The organism is Rhizobium sp. 2YAF20, from assembly GCF_052114685.1.
Taxonomy (GTDB): Bacteria; Pseudomonadota; Alphaproteobacteria; order Rhizobiales; family Rhizobiaceae; genus Rhizobium.
The window spans coordinates 13315-30551 of sequence record NZ_JBFRFF010000027.1; the positions used below are offsets into that span (position 1 = coordinate 13315).

Here is a 17237-nt window from a genome sequence, read left to right on the forward strand (position 1 = left end):
CGCTCCGGCGGGCTCTTGATGTTCGTATATGGCAGACGCGAAGATTATTCGCTGCCGCGGTTCTTCAGAGCCGCGCCAAGGATATCGCCGAGCGAAGCGCCCGAGTCGGACGAACCGAACTGAGCAACGGCTTCCTTCTCTTCTGCGATCTCGAGCGCCTTGATCGACAGCATGATCTTGCGGTCCTTCTTGGAGAAGTTCGTGACGCGGGCGTCAACGATCTGACCGACCGAGAAACGCTCAGGACGCTGTTCGTCGCGATCGCGCGAAAGATCGGCGCGACGGATGAACGAGGTCATGTCCTCGTGGCTGACGAGACGGACTTCGATGCCGCCGTCGTTGACCGCAATGACTTCGCACGAGACAACTGCATTCTTGCGAAGTTCACCGGAAGCGGCGGCGTCGCCGACTGCGTCCTTGCCGAGCTGCTTGATGCCGAGCGAGATGCGTTCCTTGTCGATATCGACGTCGAGAACGACAGCCTTGACCATATCACCCTTGTTGTACTCCTCGATGACCTGTTCGCCTGGACGGTTCCAGTCGAGGTCGGAGAGGTGCACCATGCCGTCTACGTCGCCGTCGAGGCCGATAAACAGACCGAATTCGGTCTTGTTCTTGACTTCGCCTTCGACTTCGGTGCCGGCCGGGTGGTTATGGGCAAATGCCTGCCACGGATTTTCGAGCGTCTGCTTCAGGCCAAGCGAGATACGGCGCTTGGTCGGATCGACTTCGAGGACGACCACTTCGACTTCCTGCGTTGTGGACAGGATCTTGCCGGGGTGAACGTTCTTCTTGGTCCAGGACATTTCCGAGATGTGGATCAGGCCTTCGATGCCAGGCTCCAGTTCGACGAATGCACCGTAGTCGGTGATATTCGTGACGGTACCGGAAATCTTCTTGCCTTCCGGATACTTGGCCTGGATGCCATCCCAGGGATCGCTCTCGAGCTGCTTCATGCCGAGCGAGATGCGGTGGGTTTCCTGGTTGATGCGGATGATCTGAACCTTGACCTGCTGGCCGATGGACAGGATTTCCGACGGATGGTTGACGCGGCGCCATGCCATGTCGGTCACGTGCAGCAGACCATCGATGCCGCCGAGGTCGACGAACGCACCGTAATCGGTGATGTTCTTGACGACGCCGTCGACAACCTGGCCTTCTTCAAGGTTCTGAACGATTTCAGAACGCTGTTCGGCACGGGACTCTTCAAGCACGGTACGACGCGATACGACGATGTTGCCGCGGCGCTTGTCCATCTTGAGGATTTCGAAGGGCTGCGGGTTGTGCATCAGCGGGGTGACGTCGCGGATCGGGCGGATGTCGACCTGGCTGCGTGGCAGGAAGGCGATAGCGCCGTCGAGATCGACGGTGAAGCCGCCCTTGACCTGATTGAAGATCACGCCTTCGACGCGCTCACCGGCTTCGAACTTGGCTTCAAGCTTGACCCAGCTTTCTTCGCGGCGAGCCTTCTCGCGCGACAGAACAGCTTCACCGAGGGCATTTTCGATGCGCTCGACATAAACTTCGACTTCATCGCCGACCTTCAGCTGGCCGTCCTTGGAGCGGGCGCCGAATTCCTTGAGAGCGATGCGTCCTTCGACCTTCAGGCCGACGTCGACAACCGCAACATCCTTTTCGATGGCGGTGACGATACCCTTGGTGACGTAGCCTTCTGCCAGATCGTGCGTGGCAAAGGACTCTTCGAGAAGGGATGCAAAATCCTCACGTGAGGGGGAAGCTACAGACATAAAATCTCCTGGCGTGTCCGGAAAGGTCTGGACACTATGCGCCGGTGGGTTTGTGTTGAACGGGCCTGGATCCAGTCCGCCCTCTTGATCGAGAGCAATCCGGCGCGGGGACGGAATTCCAAGCTTATAAGGCAAAAGCGGCATCTCGTGCATGAGCACGGGAAAGCCGCTGTCATTTAGGCGTTTCGGCTCAGTTCGGCATCGATGATCGTTTTTGCCGCCTGAAACGCCGCCTCTATACTCATTTCCGAGGTATCAAGCAAGAGTGCGTCTTCAGCCGGCTTCAACGGACTGTCTGCACGTCGCATGTCGCGCTCGTCGCGTCGCTTCACATCCTCGAATATTTCCGCGTAATCAGCTGTTACGCCGTTCGCAACGACCTCGTCATATCTCCGCCTTGCGCGCACTTCCGGTGATGCCGTCACGTAGAATTTCACAGGCGCATCAGGACATACAACGGTGCCGATGTCCCGGCCATCGAGGACAGTTCCCGGCATCTTCCGCGAGAACGTCCGCTGCGCTTCGACAAGCGCCCGTCTGACGGCGGGCATGACGGCAATCTTCGAAGCCGCCTCACCCACGTCATGTCTTGACAGTACAGTCCTGTCGAGGTTCGCAAGGTCAAGCTCCGCTGCCATCCTTGCCGCGGCCGCCGCATCATCGAGAGGCAGCCCGGCATCGAGCAGAGCCTTTGCCGTGGCGCGATAGGTCAGGCCCGTATCGAGATGGTGGAAGCCGTATTGCCCGGCAATCAGCCGTGACAATGTTCCCTTTCCGGCAGCAGCCGGCCCGTCGATGGCGATGATCATGGCCCTATCCCACTCCGACATCAGTCATTTTTGCCGTAGTGCCGGACAAGCTCGGCCATTTCGGCTGCATCCGCGTCGCCACTTGCGGTCAGCCCCTCGATAACGCCCTGCCGATCTGCGGCGGATCTGTTCTGGCTGACCTTCCATTTCCCGTCGATCGCCGCGATGTCGATCTCGATACCGATGATGCCCTTGATCTGGGAGGCGATAAATTGGTCGGGCGCATCGCCGACCTTCCAGGGCTCAGTGCGATGATCCTCCTGCCCTCGTGTCAGCGCCTCGATCTGCGCCCTGATCCAGGCCGGATCGTCGATGACCCGTGCCGGGCCTCTAACCTGGACGATGGCATAGTTCCACGTTGGCACGACTTTCTCGGTCTCGCGTTTCGTCTGATACCACGACGGCGTCACGTAGGAATGCACGCCCTGGAAGACGACAAGCACGGGCGCCCCATCGCGAATATCCTGCCACTGGCTGTTGGCCCTGGCGACATGCAGCTGCAGCCGCCCCTTCGGTCCACTGGTTGGGTCGAGATGAAAGGGAACGGCGTTGGCGACCGGCCCCTCGGCCCCCGTCGAGATCAGTAATCCGAGCGGCTGGGCACGGATCAGAGCATGCTGGACGGCAAGATCGTCCTCACGGAAATGCGGTGGTTGATACATTGCCTACCCCTAAGTCTCACCCGTTGTTCGATCTGAAGTCGATCCTTGAACAGCCGAAGATCCAAACGATTGTGGTCGCTTCGGGTCGTTAACATATGCGGTTTGCCACGTCATCCGACACGATGCGAGAATGCCTTTTCTGCCTGGCGAAAGTTTGGCTTTGACAGAGGCAGTCACAACGACTATGGGGACCGGCTTGTAATTTACCTTATAACGCCGATCTAGACGGCATTGCCGAAATTTTATCGGCCATTCATGAGGCTTTGACAGTGGCGAAAGCGGAACTTGGAACAAAACGTACCGATCCGGACACCGGCAAGAAGTTCTACGATCTGAACCGGGATCCGGTTGTGTCGCCCTATAGCGGCAAATCCTGGCCCTTGTCCTTCTTCGAGGAAACCTCCGCGGCGAAGGAAATTCCAGAAGAGGAAGAGGTGGCCGAGGTCGATACCGAGAACACGGAAGTCGAGCTGGTTTCGCTCGAAGACGCCGATGAGGCAGCGGCTGGCGACGACATTCCCGATATCGGCGACGACGAAGTCGAGATCGACGGCGATGATGATGATGACACCTTCCTTGCGCCTGACGAAGACGATGACGACGACGATATGAGCGACATTATCGGCGTCACGGGCGACGACGACGAAGTCTGATAGACATCCTTCGGCCCGGATGATGCGAAAAGTGTCCGGGCCGAGATTTTTCGGCTTGCTATCTTTCATAACGGGAAGTAATAAGCCGCCACCCCGATGGGCAAAGCGCTCGGAAGGGTCCCAGGCCGGCCAGACCGGACCATTTCGATGGGGCTATAGCTCAGCTGGGAGAGCGCTTGCATGGCATGCAAGAGGTCAGCGGTTCGATCCCGCTTAGCTCCACCAAATCTTCCGAATCACTTCCAGGTAGTATAAATTTTTTCGCATCTGCGAAACGTGAAGTATTTTGGGTTTATTATCCCAAAGGAGTAGAAGCGACGGCGAGCAGGTCTCCCGGATGGCGCTGAACTCGACAAATCAATTGTTCAGATAAAGTGGCGCAGGTTCCCCATTTGGCGCTTTCACAACAGGGTTTCCGCTAAAGCGGGACGCCAAGGGCTCATCGCAGCAAAAAACAGTCAAGATCTGCCTTGTTGTTGATAGAAAACGGAAATTTCTCCTTCCCGTTGATCGTTCCTCGCGCATAGCCCGAAATGCTGAATTGTTTTAAGTGCCGTCTTCCCCCTAAAATTAACGGGTCAGCTGTCCGGAGCAACATCGAGGCTCATGGCTCCACGTAACGAGAGTGATGTTTTTAACACGGTGTAAAACCATCGGTCTCGTGCCCAAATAAGTCGCATTGCAGCATAAAACGCAATGTGCTAATTCAACCAAGAATAAAAATAACAAAAGATACGAAATAAGAGGCAGAGGAAGCGCCTTTCAATTTAGACTTGTGACCATTGTATGTCGGGATTGGAAGTACATGCGGAAAATATCCTCTAATGAAATTACGAGAAATCGGAAGATACTGTCGGTATCCAGGATATTTGGTTATGTTTTTGCGATAATGCTTATCACCATCATGGCGATGGCGATGATTCCGAACCAGTTTTTCATTGTCTCGACAAAGGCAGTTATTAACGCCCCGGTGCAACTCATAGCCGCGCCGATCTATGGTCGCGTCGACAAGATATCACTCCAGGTTGGTCAGGTGGTGAACCCCGGCGATGTGACGGCAACGGTTTCCAATCCAAACCAGGATCAGACTTCGCTGACCGGCTTGCGCCTCGAAAAGATCGACCTTGCTGAAAAGATGAATAATCAGACCGCTGTTGTCGACCAGCGCAAGGCGCAACTCGCCACCGTGGTGGCGCAGATCGAAGACGTGAAAAAGGGCGTGCTCAGCGAACTGGCGGCCGTCATTGAAAATGCCCAATCCAACGTCCAGTCCTATCAGGCCAAGCTCAGCGAACAGGACGCTCTGTTGCTGCGTCAGACGACCATGGTCAAGAAGGGCATGATGTCGGAAATGAGCGTCGAGCCCCAGCGCCAGAAGCGCAACGCCGCGCAATATGATCTCGATTCGGCAAATGGCGAAGTCCGCCGCAACCAGATCATCCGCAGCCTGGTCGAAAGAAATATCTATACCGGCGGACCTGTTGCCGGAAATCTGCTGACGCTCGAGATGCAGCGCACCAAGATTGCCGGCGAAATCGATGAGGACCAGATCGGTATCAATCAAATGACCGTTCGTCAGGGCCAGGTGGATAATCTGATCGCCCGCGAAGAGGGCAGGCTCGGAAACACGGGCGCAGCCAATGTGGTCGCCGAACAGCATGGGCAGGTCGTGAGCGTCGATGCGTCCTCCGGCGACTTCCTGGTTCAGGGCCAGCCGGTCGCGCGGTCGCTGGATTGCAAGGAGGCTTTCGCGGCTGCCGTTTACGAAAGTCGCGACGTCTCCGAGCTGGAAATCGGCACTCCGGCGATGATCAATTTCCGGAGCCTCGGGATAAAGCGTGCGGCGCACATCTACAAGATCGTGCGCTATTTCTCCTCTGGCACGCAAAACCGCTATTTTGAAAAATTCCCCAAGGCAGAGGGCAACGAAGTCTACGTGCTCCTGAAGCTGGATGACAAGGCGCCGGGCTCTGACACGCTCGCCAAGCAAAGCGACGATAAGTTCTTCGGCTGTCATGTCGGCGAAGAGGTGATCGTATCGCTGGGCGAATCGATCGTCTCGAAGCTGATGCGCTATTCCAAGGAGGCTGTTGCGGAATTGACGCCCTCGTCCGCAACAAGGCTTTCAGCCTCAACGATCTTCGACAGGGTGACCGGGCAGAGCTCGGTTGTTCTGAAAACCGTAGATCGTTGATACCGGGCCGGGTGATGCGTACCGAAAGGGTGTGTCCGATGTTGAGCCATCCGCCAAGACTGTCTGCCCCCAGCTCCCATTGGCGCAGAGCAAGTTTGGGGATTGTCGCGTTTGCTGCGCGAGCAGCGTTCCTTGCCGCCCTGCTGCCGCCCGGAGCCTTTTCCGCCGATGCCGCTCCGGACGGGGTGCGCCAGGCCCTTGCCTGCGCGATCTGCGAGGGCATCGTCAACGACATGACCGGCCCGCCGACGCAGCCGTTCTTCTTTCGGAGCTTCGAGCCCGCCAATGGCGGCTCTGCCCTTCATCCAGCCTTGGAAAATACCGGCTTCATCTATGACAATGCTCTAGCGATGATGACGCTCTACGGCTGCAATCGTAAAGACGAGGCCCGCCGCGTTGCCGACGCTTTCGTGCTCGCCGTCGAGACCGACCGCCATTACCACGACGGCCGGCTGCGCAACGCCTATCGCTCAGGCCCCGTTGCCGTCGACAAGCAAGGCATCCTTTTGCCTGGCTACTGGAGCACGGCAAGCAATTCCTGGGTCGAAGATGGCTATCAGGTGGGATCCGCCACCGGCAGCACGGCCTGGGGCGCGCTGGCCTTGCTGATGGCCTATGAACAGACCGATCAGAAGGCCTACCTGGACGCTGCCAGCAAGATTATGGACTGGATCCACAAGAATACCTTCGACCAGAAGGGGAAGGGTTATTTCGGCGGCTTCTTCGGCCATGAGCCGACGCCGGACCGAATGACCTGGAAATCGACGGAGCACAATCTCGACGTTTACGCAGCCGACGCCTGGTTGGCGCGGGTGGATACCGGCGGAGATTGGAGCCGCTATGCCGATAGCGCCGAATCCTTTGTGAAGAGCATGTGGGACAATGGCGAGGGGCGCTTCTATATCGGGACGCTGCCGGACACTTCATCTCCAAACGCGGGTATGTCGGGCCTCGATGCCGAGCTGTGGCCGTTGATTGCGGTCCCGAGCCTGAAGGACAAGGCCGAGCGCACGCTTGCCTGGACCGAGGTCAATCACGGCGTTCCTGGCGGCTTCGACTTCAACAACGACCGCGACGGCATATGGCTTGAGGGTACGGCCCAGGCAGCCCTCGTCTTCCGGCTGACCGGTCACCCCGAAAAAGCCGACCCGTTGTTCGAGACCATAAAACAGCAGCTCGCGCCCGACGGACTGATCTACGCCACCGTCAACGAGCAACTGACGACCGGCCTGCAGGTCGGCCCGAACTCCACGCCCGGTGATTTTAAATATTACCGGCTCCCCCACGTGGGAGCAACCGGCTGGGCTGCGCTTGCCGCTCTCGACATCAATCCATTTGTCGGCCTGAAAGGTCGCAAGACTGCGAACGAGGATGATCCATGTCCCCAGAAATAGTAACCCTGTCCGATTCAATCCTCTTCTGCGCGGTCGCCATTCTCCTCATCCTCGCCTGCTCGCTTTTTCTCGATAGCCGCAAGGCCAGCGACCGTATCCTGTTCGGTACGATCCTCATCGTGATGCTGCTGAACTACCTGTTCTTCCGTGCGACCCGGACGTTGCCGGAACTTGACGGCAGCGCCTATTCGCTGTGGCCACGCATCTACATCGCCTTCGAGACGATCATCATTTTCTATACGATCCTGTCGATCGTCTTCTTTTTCCGCCGGACGGACCACAGCGGCAAGGCAGATGAGAGCGAGCGGATGATTTCCGGGATGGAAACGCCGCCGGCAGTCGACGTGTTTATCTGCACCTATAATGAAGAGCTGCCGATCCTCGAGCGAACCATCCTTGCCGCCAAGGTCATCGACTATGCAAACTATACCGTCTGGGTTCTGGACGACGGTCGCCGCGACTGGCTGCGGGAATATTGCGAGGAGGTTGGCGTCAGCTATCTCCGTCGCGACGACAATGTCGGCGCCAAGGGCGGCAACATCAACAATGCCTTGCGCCAGTCTGCCGGGGCGAACGCGCCTTATATTCTCATCCTCGATGCGGACTTCGCACCGCAGCGATCCATCCTGAAACGCACGATCGGCCAGTTTTCCGATCCGAACATCGGCCTGATCCAGACCCCGCAATTCTATTATAATCCTGATCCCGTTCAGCATAACCTGCTGGCGAGCAAGGCATGGGTCGACGACCAGCGCATTTTCTTCGATGTCATGCAGCCGTCCAAGGATGGCTGGGGTGCGGCTTTCTGCGTCGGCACATCCTGCATCGTCCGTCGCGATGCGCTGGAGTTGATCGGCGGCATGCCACAGGAGACCGTGACCGAAGACATCCATCTCACTTACCGGCTGATGCAAAAGGGCCTGCGGACACGCTGGCTGAACGAGCGCCTCAGCGTCGGCCTTTCGGCCGAAACGCTGTCCGGCTACATAACCCAGCGCTGCCGTTGGTGTCTCGGCACGATCCAGGTCGCGCTGCTGAGAGACGGCCCCTTCCTTGGCCGCGGCTATACCTTCATGCAGCGCCTCCATTATTTCCATGGCCTGCTGTTCTGGTTCTGCCGACCGTTCATTCTGCTGCTTCTGGCAGCGCCGATCCTTTACTATTTCATGGGGTTGCCGGCGATCCTGATGGAGCCTGAGGCATTCTTCATGTACGCGCTGCCGATGGTCGGCGGCATGTGGGCGTTCCACTACTGGGTATCGGATCGACGGAGCTTGCCGCTGTTTACCGAAGTGTCGCAGATGGTCGCCGCCATCCCGATCACGGTCGCGATCTTCCATGCCGTCCTGCGGCCATTCGGCCGCCCGTTCAAGGTTACCGCAAAGGGAGAGGACCGCAGCCAGGTCACCGTCCTCTATCCTCTTGCGTTCGTCTTCCTGTCCATCATCGTTCTGACTTTCGTCGGCATGCTGAACGGCCCGCTGCTCAATACCTACCACGCGTTGGACGGTTTCAGCGTCGCCTGGGGCATGGTCGTGATGATCTACGCGTTCGTGTCGATGCTCGTCTGCATCGAGCTGCCGCGCATCCCTCTCGACGATATCCGCTTTCCCCTAGCGCTTCGTACCCGCGTCGGCTACGGCAACAGCGCCACAGCCTGCATGGTCGAGGAAATATCGGTCCATGAGGCACAAATGGTCATCCCCGAAATGCGTGTCGCCAAGCTCGTCGATCCCGGTGATCTGCTGATCTTTAGCCCGTTTCAGGATCTTGATGTTGTCGGTCGCGTTTCTGCTGCCGACCATCTTCGATCGCGCTTTACTCTTTCGATCGTCGCGCTGAAGGACAGGCGCAACGGCGGCGAGATCAGAAAGACGCCTGAGGCCGTGCGCGAGACCATGATCGAGCGCCTGTTTAGCGAGATGCCGGAAGCAATGCCGGCGCGGGCTCATCCGCGCGCCGCGCTCTCAGGCCTGATGCAGCGGATGTTTGGCAAGCCGGATGGCCTGATGATTAACGACGAGACCGTTGCGGTGGTGGCGCCGATAGAAGCGCCAACACACACGGCGGAGATCATTCCCCTGGTTACCGAACCCCGGCGCCGACTGTGGAAGCGAGCCGGTCAGACCGTCGGCGCGCCAGCATGGAGCACATCGTAGCTATGAAACGATCGGGTCTGGTCAAGAGCATCTGCTGAGGTCTAGCATCAGCCGTGAAGCAACTCATTCCGAATCGACCATGACCAGACAGCGCCGTCGCAGCCTCATCAAGATCCGCCGAAAGGCGACCGGCCTGGTTCTTGCCGGATCTATTGCCTTCCTTGCCGGCATGACCGATGCGGTCGGCCTGGTGCTGAGTGGCGATTTCGTTTCGTTCATGACTGGGAATACGACGCGAGCGGCCATCGCGCTTGCCGCCGGCGACCTGCGACACGGGCTTGTGCTGCTATTTGCCATCCTCGCCTTCGTTGCGGGCAACGCGCTTGGCGTCGTCCTTGCTCGCGCGGTGCCGCGCCGCACGTTCGTCGTGCTCGCAAGCGTCAGCATCACCCTTGCCGTCGCCTCAATGCTTTCCGCGCCAGCGATGTTGCTCGCTCAGTTCTATCTCATCGTGCTGGCAATGGGCATGGTCAATGCCGCGGTCGAGCATATCGAGGGTTTGCCGATTGGTCTGACCTATGTGACGGGTGCGCTTTCGCGTTTCGGGCGCGGTATCGGCCGCTTTCTGATGGGAGATCGCGATATCGCCTGGACGATCCAGATCGTGCCGTGGGCCGGAATGCTGGCCGGTGCCGTTCTCGGAGCGGTGCTTGTGCACCAATTCGGCGCAGAGGCACTCTGGTTTGTCTCAATGGTCGCACTTCTCGTCGCGATCGGCACCCTTTTCATCCCACGCCCGCTGCAGCAGCGCTTCGGTCATCGCATCGCAATCGCGCCAGCAGCCAGGAAAGTCGCGAGATAGCTGTCCTTTGAATGGCATAAGAATCTGCTAGGAGAGGCAAGGTGCAACAGGAGATGACCGTGTGTTCCTGATTTCTAAACTCGTCTGGATTTTGGGTCAGCCTCTTTCGCTCGCATTTTTCTTCGCGACGCTCGCTTTCCTTGCGGCGTTGCTGCGGTGGCGCAGGTTGGGGGTTGCAACGTCAGCACTTTCGGTCGCAATTCTGTTTACCGCCCTCTTTACTTCGACCGGTGCCTATCTGGTTCAGGGGCTCGAGGATCGCTTTCCAAAGCATGCTGGTGATCCCGTCGACCTCAAATGCATGATCGTTCTCGGTGGCGCCTTCGATACAGTCGTCACGACGTCGCGCGGCGGCTACGATCTTGATGCCGCGGGCGACAGGTTCGTCGAGGCGTTGCGCCTGGCGCAGAAATATCCGCAGGCTCGTATCCTGGTATCTGGCGGAGATGGATCGATTACCGGCAATTATGAGGGCGACGCCGTCATATCGGAGCGCATGTTCAAAGCCTTTGGCCTCGATAGCTCCAGGCTCGTCGAGGACAAGGATTCGCGGACGACCTTCGAGAACGCGATCAATACGAAGGCGCTTCTTGCAAGTAATAGCATGTCCAACTGCCTGCTGATTACATCAGGTTTTCATATGCCGCGCTCAATGGGCATTTTCCGCAAGCTTGGCATCGACGTCGTGCCATGGCCGGTCGACTATCGTTCCAGCGGCAAGGAATATCTGCGCCTGGATGCGTCGCAGCCGTCGCTGAATGTCGCCCTGCTGTCGACCGCGGTCAGGGAATGGATCGGCCTTGTCGGCTATTATTTTTCCGGTCGCACGTCGGAATTTTACCCGGGACCGTAACCCCCCGCCGACATCGCGCTACTTTTTCGAGATCGTTACGAATTTGGTGCCGCGCACCCGCACGGTGATCTCGCAGGGTTCGGTGTCGGTGCGGTCGCAAAAATGCGGATGCATCTTCATGACCAGAACCATGTTGCCGAAGCGCTGGATGAAGTCGTAGCCGTAGATTCGTGCCGTCGCGACCATGAAATATCCGCCCTCGGCCACTTGAAGGTAGAAGTTGCGCGGGCAGCCCTCGTCGGTGCAGTCGGGACCCTTCTCGCCCTTGCAGGTGATTTCGCCCTCATTGATGACGACATCCTTCAGCCCGTCATTGTTGATGTCCTGTTCGGTTGCAAACCCCTCGCCGAAGCTTACCTCACCGCCGCAGCGCTTGTTGAAATGGTCTCTCTCAAAAGCGGCGGGGTCTGGCATCAGGGATTGCTGGGCTTGCACGACGGCAGGCGTGACCACAAGTGCGATCACGTTCAGGATCACGATCAATAGCGATTTCACAGTCAGTCGTTCCTCTTAGAATGCCGTGCCGCAACGTATGGCGATGGCAGATGTGCGATCTTAGGCTTCACTGCTTGCGCCGCCCTTGCCGCCGTGATCCATTCCGACGAATATTCCGACAGCCACCCACCGGAGCAGCCGATGTCTCTTCTTATCTTCCTGGATTACGCCGGTGTTGCTGTCTTTGCCGCGACCGGTGCGCTGTCCGCCTCCCGCAAGCAGCTGGACCTCATCGGATATCTGTTCCTGGCAGCAGTCACCGGTATCGGCGGCGGGACGCTAAGAGACGTGGTCCTTGGGCGTGTCCCTGTCTTCTGGGTGCTGAACCCAACCTATATCCTGGTCTGCTGCGTCGTTGGCGCCGTCGTTTTCTTCACCGCCCATATGTTTGAATCGCGTTACCGGCTGCTGATCTGGCTCGATGCTATCGGTCTTTCGGCCTATTGCGTCATGGGCGCGGCCAAGGGGCTTGCTGCGACCGGTTCTCCGACCGTGGCGATCGTCACCGGAACGCTAACGGCGACATTCGGCGGCATATTGCGCGATCTACTTGCCAACGAGCCGTCCGTGCTGCTGCGTCCCGAAATCTACGTGACGGCAGCGCTTGCGGGCGCCTCCGTCTTTACCCTGGCCAACGCGACGCCCATGCCTCTCTATGCCTCGTCCGCTCTCGGCGTCGCTGCGGCATTCGCGGTGCGCGGCGGCGCTCTATGGTTCGGGTGGACGTTCCCGAGCTACAAGCCAAGGGCGGGCAGGCATCCGGACGAAGTGATGTAAGGGCGGCGGCTTGAGCAATTCGGGGAAAAGTGCGAAGCGGTTTTCGCTAGGAATTGCGTCAAAACAAACAGATAGAGCTGTGAAGCACGTCCATGAAACGATGAACCGCTCTAACTCTCAGCTTTGCTTGGCGCGAAGCCGGATGACGACGTCGACATGCGCGATTTCCATGCCCGGAGGCGGCTCGGGCAGATTGTCGATCGTCAGATTGCTGATCGGTATGTCGAGTACCTCATTGTGGCCCTCGATGAAGAAGTGGTGATGGTCGGACACATTGGTGTCGAAATAGGTCCTGGCGCTCTCGACGGCGAGCACGCGAATGAGCCCCGCCTCGGTAAACTGGTGGAGCGTATTGTAGACTGTGGCGAGCGAGACGGGCACATGCGCGGCGACCGCTTCTTCATGCAGCTCCTCGACCGTCAGATGTCGGTCGCCCTTTGCAAACAGGAGCTCGCCGAGCGCCACGCGCTGCCGGGTCGGCCTGAGACCTGCCGTGCGCAGCCTGGTCTCGATAGCGATATTGGCTTCAGCCGCCATTCAAAGGAGCTCCGGATTCCTGATGTCACGCGATGTTGACCTGAGCATATAACTTTTGCGCGCCCGGCTTTCAATAGTTTCGATGGGGACAAGAATGTGCCATTGGCCGCAAAATAGGGCTATTCGTGCATTTGCCTCTGGCAGCAGCCTTGGCCTTCCTGTATGCGACCACCAAATAACACCGTACTGCTTGTTCAGCTGGCCGGCCGAAATACAGTATGTCGCGCTTGCGCTTCATTTTCTGCCGGACTTGAACTAGCTTCACCATCCATCGGCACTTTGCGGGGGAAACGGAACTTTTATGACGACGAAACCATCCAGCTTCACCTATAGCGAACTCTTGAGCTGCGCCCGCGGCGAACTGTTCGGCCCGGGCAATGCGCAACTGCCGTTACCGCCTATGCTGATGGTCCATCGCATTACCGACATTTCCGAAACGGGCGGCGCTTTTGACAAAGGCTATATCCGCGCCGAATACGATGTGCGCCCGGATGACTGGTACTTCCCATGCCATTTTGCAGGCAACCCCATCATGCCCGGCTGCCTCGGCCTGGACGGCATGTGGCAGCTGACGGGCTTTTTTCTCGGCTGGCTCGGAGAGCCGGGCCGCGGCATGGCGCTTTCGACCGGCGAAGTGAAGTTCAAGGGCATGGTTCGTCCGTCCACGAAGCTCCTTGAGTACGGCATCGACTTCAAACGCGTGATGCGCGGCCGAATGGTGCTCGGCACTGCCGACGGCTGGATGAAGGCCGACGGCGAGGAAATCTACCGGGCAACCGACCTGCGCGTCGGTTTGTCCAAGGACAAGGCTGAGTGATGGCGGCTGAGGCGCGGCATGATAGGTGCTGCACCCTGCGCATAGATTCGACAATAAGGAAAAGGTCCAACACATGAGACGGGTAGTTGTCACAGGTCTTGGTATTGTCTCTTCGATCGGGAATGATGCCGCGGAAGTTGCCGCCTCGCTGCGCGAGACAAAGTCAGGCATTTCATTTTCAAAGGATTTCGCCGACCATGGTTTCAAGTGCCAGGTCTGGGGACGCCCGTCGCTGGATCCGACCGAGCTGGTCGATCGCCGCGCCATGCGCTTCCTGTCGCAGGGCGGCGCCTGGAACCACGTCGCCATGAAGCAGGCGATTGCCGATTCAGGTCTCGAAGAGGCTGAGATCACCAGCGAGCGCACCGGCATCATCATGGGTTCCGGCGGTCCGTCGACCCGCACGATCATCGAGGCTGCCGAGATCACTGAAAAGAACAACAGCCCGAAGCGCATCGGCCCCTTTGCCGTGCCGAAGGCCATGTCCTCGACGGCGTCGGCCACGCTTGCCACCTGGTTCAAGATCCACGGCGTCAACTATTCGATTTCTTCGGCCTGCTCGACCTCCGCCCATTGCATCGGCAATGCGACCGAAATGATCCAGTGGGGCAAGCAGGACGTCATGTTCGCTGGCGGCCACGAGGACCTCGACTGGTCGATGTCGAACCTCTTCGACGCCATGGGCGCTATGTCGTCGAAGTATAACGACACGCCGGATACCGCCTCTCGCGCCTATGACGTCAGCCGTGACGGCTTCGTCATCGCCGGTGGTGCCGGCGTACTGGTTCTCGAAGAGTTGGAACACGCCAAAGCCCGAGGCGCAAAGATCTACGCCGAAGTCGTCGGCTATGGCGCCACTTCGGACGGCTACGACATGGTCGCTCCCTCCGGCGAAGGTGCTGCACGCTGCATGCGCCAGGCCATTGCGACGGTGAAGTCCGATATCGACTATATCAACACCCACGGCACCTCGACGCCGGTCGGCGACAGCAAGGAAATCGGCGCTATCCGCGAGGTGTTCGGCGCCAAGATCCCGCCTATCCAGTCCACCAAATCACAGACAGGGCATTCGCTCGGCGCTGCCGGCGTCCAGGAATCGATCTATTCGATCCTGATGATGCAGGAGCGCTTTATCGGCGAGAGCGCCCATATCACCGAACTCGACCCGGAATTTGAAGGCGTGCCGATCGTTAGAAAGCGCATCGACAATCCCAAGATCGACACGGTTCTTTCCAACTCGTTCGGCTTCGGTGGCACCAACGCCACGCTCGTGTTCCAGCGCTACAACGGATAACCCAATGACCGGAATAATGCACGGCAAGCGCGGCCTCATCATGGGTGTCGCAAACAATCATTCCATCGCATGGGGTATTGCAAAAGCGCTGGCGGCTGAGGGGGCGGAACTCGCCTTCACCTATCAGGGCGAGGCGCTCGGCAAGCGCGTCAAGCCGCTGGCGGCCGAAGTCGGCTCGGATTTCGTCGTGCCCTGCGACGTCGAGGACATCGTCTCCGTCGATGCCGCCATGGACGAATTGCGGGCCCGCTGGGGCAAGTTGGACTTCCTGGTGCATGCGATCGGCTTTTCCGACAAGAATGAGCTGAAGGGCCTCTACGCCAACACCACGCGCGAGAACTTCACCCGCACCATGGTGATTTCCTGCTTCTCCTTCACAGAGGTCGCAAAGCGCGCGGCAAGCATGATGGACGACTGCGGCAGCATCCTGACGCTGACCTATAACGGCTCCGCGCGCGTCATCCCGAACTACAACGTCATGGGCGTGGCCAAGGCAGCCCTTGAAGCGTCAGTGCGCTACCTCGCCGCCGACTACGGTCCGCGCGGCATACGCGTCAACGCGATCTCGGCCGGCCCGATCCGCACGCTTGCCGGTGCCGGCATTTCGGACGCGCGCGCCATCCTGTCGTGGAACCAGCACAACGCGCCGCTGCGTAAGACGGTGACGATCGATCACGTCGGCAGCTCGGCGCTCTATCTCCTGTCGGACCTGTCGGCCGGCGTCACCGGTGAGATTCACCATGTCGATGCCGGCTACAACATCACTTCGATGCCGACACTCGAAACATTGACCCGGGCCGACGCCGAATAAGGCCACCGGCAAGCACGAAAAAAGGCGCAGATCGATCTGCGCCTTTTTTAATGTCTATGGCTTCCCGCCGGATCGTGCAATCAGCTCTCTGGCCGACCACACCCGCTGCCAGAAACCGCTACTTGCGCGCCCAGAGCACCTTAAAACGGGCGTTACGGCAGGTTTCGCCGTGCTCCTTGAAGTGCTCTGCCAGCACCGGCTCGTAGGGCAGGCCGCGATTGGCGACGAGCATGAGGCGGCCGTTGCCGCGCAGCGCTGAGGCCGCGGTCTTGATCATTGCAGCGCCCAGCGCGGGATCGGCGGCATGGCCCTCATGGAAGGGCGGGTTCATGATGACAAGGTCGTACTTGTCCCGGACAGGCTCTCCTGCCAGATCGTGCCAGAAGAAGCGCGCAGTGACCGCCGGGCAGTTTCTTGCCAGGTTGGCCTTGGCAGCCTGCAGCGATGCATGGTCGGCCTCATAGAGGTCGATACGGCCGAGCCTCGGTGACTTGGCCGCCATTTCGACGGAGAGGTAACCCCAGCCTGCACCGAAATCGGCAACGTCGCCGGTGAAATCGGTCGGCAGGCGCGATGCCAACAATTCGGATCCCGCATCGACGCGATCATGGGAGAACATCCCCGCCGCCGCCACAAAGCGTCCCTCGACATTCGCGGCCTTCTTTTCAAACTTTGCAAGCAAAGGCGCGATGTCGTCGGGGCGGCCGAACCAGAAGGCGACGCCGTGGTATTTCGGCATGTAATCAACCGCAACGGCCAAGCCTTCGACGCGCTTGCGCAGCGGCTGGATACCGTCTTCCTTGCCGCCGGCAACGACGATCAGCCCGCCAAGCTTCACGCGCGAGATTGCCTCCGCAAGATTGCCCTCGTTCTCGCCCTTGTGCTTGGTGCAAAGGATGAGCGCGCCATCGTAGTCCTCGCCTTCGATCTCAGGGGTGGCCTCGACCCGTTGGGCGAGAAGCTGCCGGTGAAGCGGACGGAAGCCCTGAACGGCGGTCAGCGCCGCCCCGAAGCCTTCAGGTAGCGAGAAACCGGCTTCTGCGCCGAGAAAGAGCATGCGCTCGCCTTCGCCTGGAACGGCGACCGTGCCGGAGGCGAAGGGATGGAACAGGGTCTTAAGCGCGTCGCGGCTCATGATGTCATCTCGTCTTGCAGGGGTAGATCGAATACGGGCAGGGCAGATAGAAAAAGGGCGCGGAATTTGTCCCGCGCCCCGGAAATCAGGTGAAGGC

The 17237-nt window shown here is 59.0% G+C and carries 16 protein-coding genes and 1 tRNA gene; 11 read left to right on the top strand and 6 right to left on the bottom strand.

Features of this window, described 5'->3' with window-relative positions:
- Positions 1–44: 44 nt before the first annotated feature.
- The 3 genes from rpsA to AB4Z52_RS24620 form a co-directional block, all read right to left on the bottom strand.
- Positions 45–1748, bottom strand: coding sequence for a 30S ribosomal protein S1 (rpsA, locus tag AB4Z52_RS24610; protein ID WP_442220526.1), 1704 nt, complete (start codon positions 1746–1748; stop codon positions 45–47).
- A 176-nt stretch (positions 1749–1924) separates the two neighbouring features.
- A complete protein-coding gene (cmk, locus tag AB4Z52_RS24615) occupies positions 1925–2557 on the bottom strand; it encodes a (d)CMP kinase (protein WP_442220527.1) in 633 nt (210 codons plus the stop codon).
- 20 nt (positions 2558–2577) lie between these two features.
- Positions 2578–3219, bottom strand: coding sequence for an FMN-binding negative transcriptional regulator (locus AB4Z52_RS24620; RefSeq protein WP_442220528.1), 642 nt, complete (start codon positions 3217–3219; stop codon positions 2578–2580).
- A gap of 269 nt (positions 3220–3488) precedes the next feature.
- Here AB4Z52_RS24620 and AB4Z52_RS24625 point away from each other — a divergent pair, with 269 nt between their 5' ends.
- From AB4Z52_RS24625 to AB4Z52_RS24655, 7 genes are all read left to right on the top strand, one after another.
- On the top strand, positions 3489–3872 hold the full coding sequence (locus AB4Z52_RS24625; RefSeq protein ID WP_442220529.1) for a TIGR02300 family protein: 384 nt from the start codon (positions 3489–3491) through the stop codon (positions 3870–3872).
- Positions 3873–4021: 149 nt separating this feature from the next.
- Positions 4022–4097 (top strand) — tRNA-Ala (locus tag AB4Z52_RS24630).
- A gap of 691 nt (positions 4098–4788) precedes the next feature.
- Positions 4789–6066 (top strand): hypothetical protein, encoded by a 1278-nt coding sequence (locus AB4Z52_RS24635; RefSeq protein ID WP_442220530.1) that lies wholly within the window; start codon positions 4789–4791, stop codon positions 6064–6066.
- A 95-nt stretch (positions 6067–6161) separates the two neighbouring features.
- A complete protein-coding gene (locus AB4Z52_RS24640; RefSeq protein WP_442220531.1) occupies positions 6162–7460 on the top strand; it encodes a hypothetical protein in 1299 nt (432 codons plus the stop codon).
- Positions 7445–9619 carry a glycosyltransferase gene (locus tag AB4Z52_RS24645; protein ID WP_442220532.1) on the top strand — a complete coding sequence of 725 codons (2175 nt, stop codon included), beginning with the start codon at positions 7445–7447 and terminating at the stop codon, positions 9617–9619. Before AB4Z52_RS24640 ends, AB4Z52_RS24645 begins: the two co-directional genes overlap by 16 nt.
- A gap of 79 nt (positions 9620–9698) precedes the next feature.
- Positions 9699–10421: a YoaK family protein gene (locus AB4Z52_RS24650; protein WP_442220533.1), complete on the top strand. Its 723-nt coding sequence runs from the start codon at positions 9699–9701 to the stop codon at positions 10419–10421.
- 61 nt (positions 10422–10482) lie between these two features.
- Positions 10483–11274, top strand: coding sequence for a YdcF family protein (locus AB4Z52_RS24655; RefSeq protein ID WP_442220534.1), 792 nt, complete (start codon positions 10483–10485; stop codon positions 11272–11274).
- An 18-nt stretch (positions 11275–11292) separates the two neighbouring features.
- Here AB4Z52_RS24655 and AB4Z52_RS24660 read toward each other — a convergent pair whose 3' ends face one another.
- On the bottom strand, positions 11293–11769 hold the full coding sequence (locus AB4Z52_RS24660; RefSeq protein ID WP_442220535.1) for a hypothetical protein: 477 nt from the start codon (positions 11767–11769) through the stop codon (positions 11293–11295).
- A gap of 141 nt (positions 11770–11910) precedes the next feature.
- Here AB4Z52_RS24660 and AB4Z52_RS24665 point away from each other — a divergent pair, with 141 nt between their 5' ends.
- Positions 11911–12546, top strand: a complete 636-nt coding sequence (locus AB4Z52_RS24665; RefSeq protein WP_442220536.1) for a trimeric intracellular cation channel family protein — start codon at positions 11911–11913, stop codon at positions 12544–12546.
- Between the two features lie 117 nt (positions 12547–12663).
- Here the strand turns inward: AB4Z52_RS24665 and irrA are convergent, their stop codons facing one another.
- Positions 12664–13083 carry an iron response transcriptional regulator IrrA gene (irrA, locus tag AB4Z52_RS24670; protein WP_442220537.1) on the bottom strand — a complete coding sequence of 140 codons (420 nt, stop codon included), beginning with the start codon at positions 13081–13083 and terminating at the stop codon, positions 12664–12666.
- 301 nt (positions 13084–13384) lie between these two features.
- Here irrA and fabA point away from each other — a divergent pair, with 301 nt between their 5' ends.
- From fabA to fabI, 3 genes are all read left to right on the top strand, one after another.
- Positions 13385–13900: a 3-hydroxyacyl-[acyl-carrier-protein] dehydratase FabA gene (fabA, locus tag AB4Z52_RS24675; RefSeq protein ID WP_442220538.1), complete on the top strand. Its 516-nt coding sequence runs from the start codon at positions 13385–13387 to the stop codon at positions 13898–13900.
- 73 nt (positions 13901–13973) lie between these two features.
- On the top strand, positions 13974–15194 hold the full coding sequence (gene fabB / locus AB4Z52_RS24680) for a beta-ketoacyl-ACP synthase I (protein WP_442220539.1): 1221 nt from the start codon (positions 13974–13976) through the stop codon (positions 15192–15194).
- A 4-nt stretch (positions 15195–15198) separates the two neighbouring features.
- Complete coding sequence (gene fabI / locus AB4Z52_RS24685) at positions 15199–16005, top strand: enoyl-ACP reductase FabI (RefSeq protein ID WP_442220540.1); 807 nt, start codon at positions 15199–15201, stop codon at positions 16003–16005.
- A 118-nt stretch (positions 16006–16123) separates the two neighbouring features.
- Here the strand turns inward: fabI and AB4Z52_RS24690 are convergent, their stop codons facing one another.
- Positions 16124–17140, bottom strand: a complete 1017-nt coding sequence (locus tag AB4Z52_RS24690; protein WP_442220541.1) for a class I SAM-dependent methyltransferase — start codon at positions 17138–17140, stop codon at positions 16124–16126.
- Positions 17141–17237: the final 97 nt, after the last annotated feature.

Coding starts and splice junctions, on each gene's coding strand:
- cmk (WP_442220527.1), bottom strand. CDS start 2,557: ATGATCATCGCCATCGACGGGCCGGCTGCTGCCGGAAAGGGAACATTG.
- AB4Z52_RS24645 (WP_442220532.1), top strand. CDS start 7,445: ATGTCCCCAGAAATAGTAACCCTGTCCGATTCAATCCTCTTCTGCGCG.
- AB4Z52_RS24635 (WP_442220530.1), top strand. CDS start 4,789: ATGATTCCGAACCAGTTTTTCATTGTCTCGACAAAGGCAGTTATTAAC.
- fabI (WP_442220540.1), top strand. CDS start 15,199: ATGACCGGAATAATGCACGGCAAGCGCGGCCTCATCATGGGTGTCGCA.
- AB4Z52_RS24690 (WP_442220541.1), bottom strand. CDS start 17,140: ATGAGCCGCGACGCGCTTAAGACCCTGTTCCATCCCTTCGCCTCCGGC.
- AB4Z52_RS24665 (WP_442220536.1), top strand. CDS start 11,911: ATGTCTCTTCTTATCTTCCTGGATTACGCCGGTGTTGCTGTCTTTGCC.
- fabA (WP_442220538.1), top strand. CDS start 13,385: ATGACGACGAAACCATCCAGCTTCACCTATAGCGAACTCTTGAGCTGC.
- AB4Z52_RS24620 (WP_442220528.1), bottom strand. CDS start 3,219: ATGTATCAACCACCGCATTTCCGTGAGGACGATCTTGCCGTCCAGCAT.
- fabB (WP_442220539.1), top strand. CDS start 13,974: ATGAGACGGGTAGTTGTCACAGGTCTTGGTATTGTCTCTTCGATCGGG.
- AB4Z52_RS24650 (WP_442220533.1), top strand. CDS start 9,699: ATGACCAGACAGCGCCGTCGCAGCCTCATCAAGATCCGCCGAAAGGCG.
- rpsA (WP_442220526.1), bottom strand. CDS start 1,748: ATGTCTGTAGCTTCCCCCTCACGTGAGGATTTTGCATCCCTTCTCGAA.
- irrA (WP_442220537.1), bottom strand. CDS start 13,083: ATGGCGGCTGAAGCCAATATCGCTATCGAGACCAGGCTGCGCACGGCA.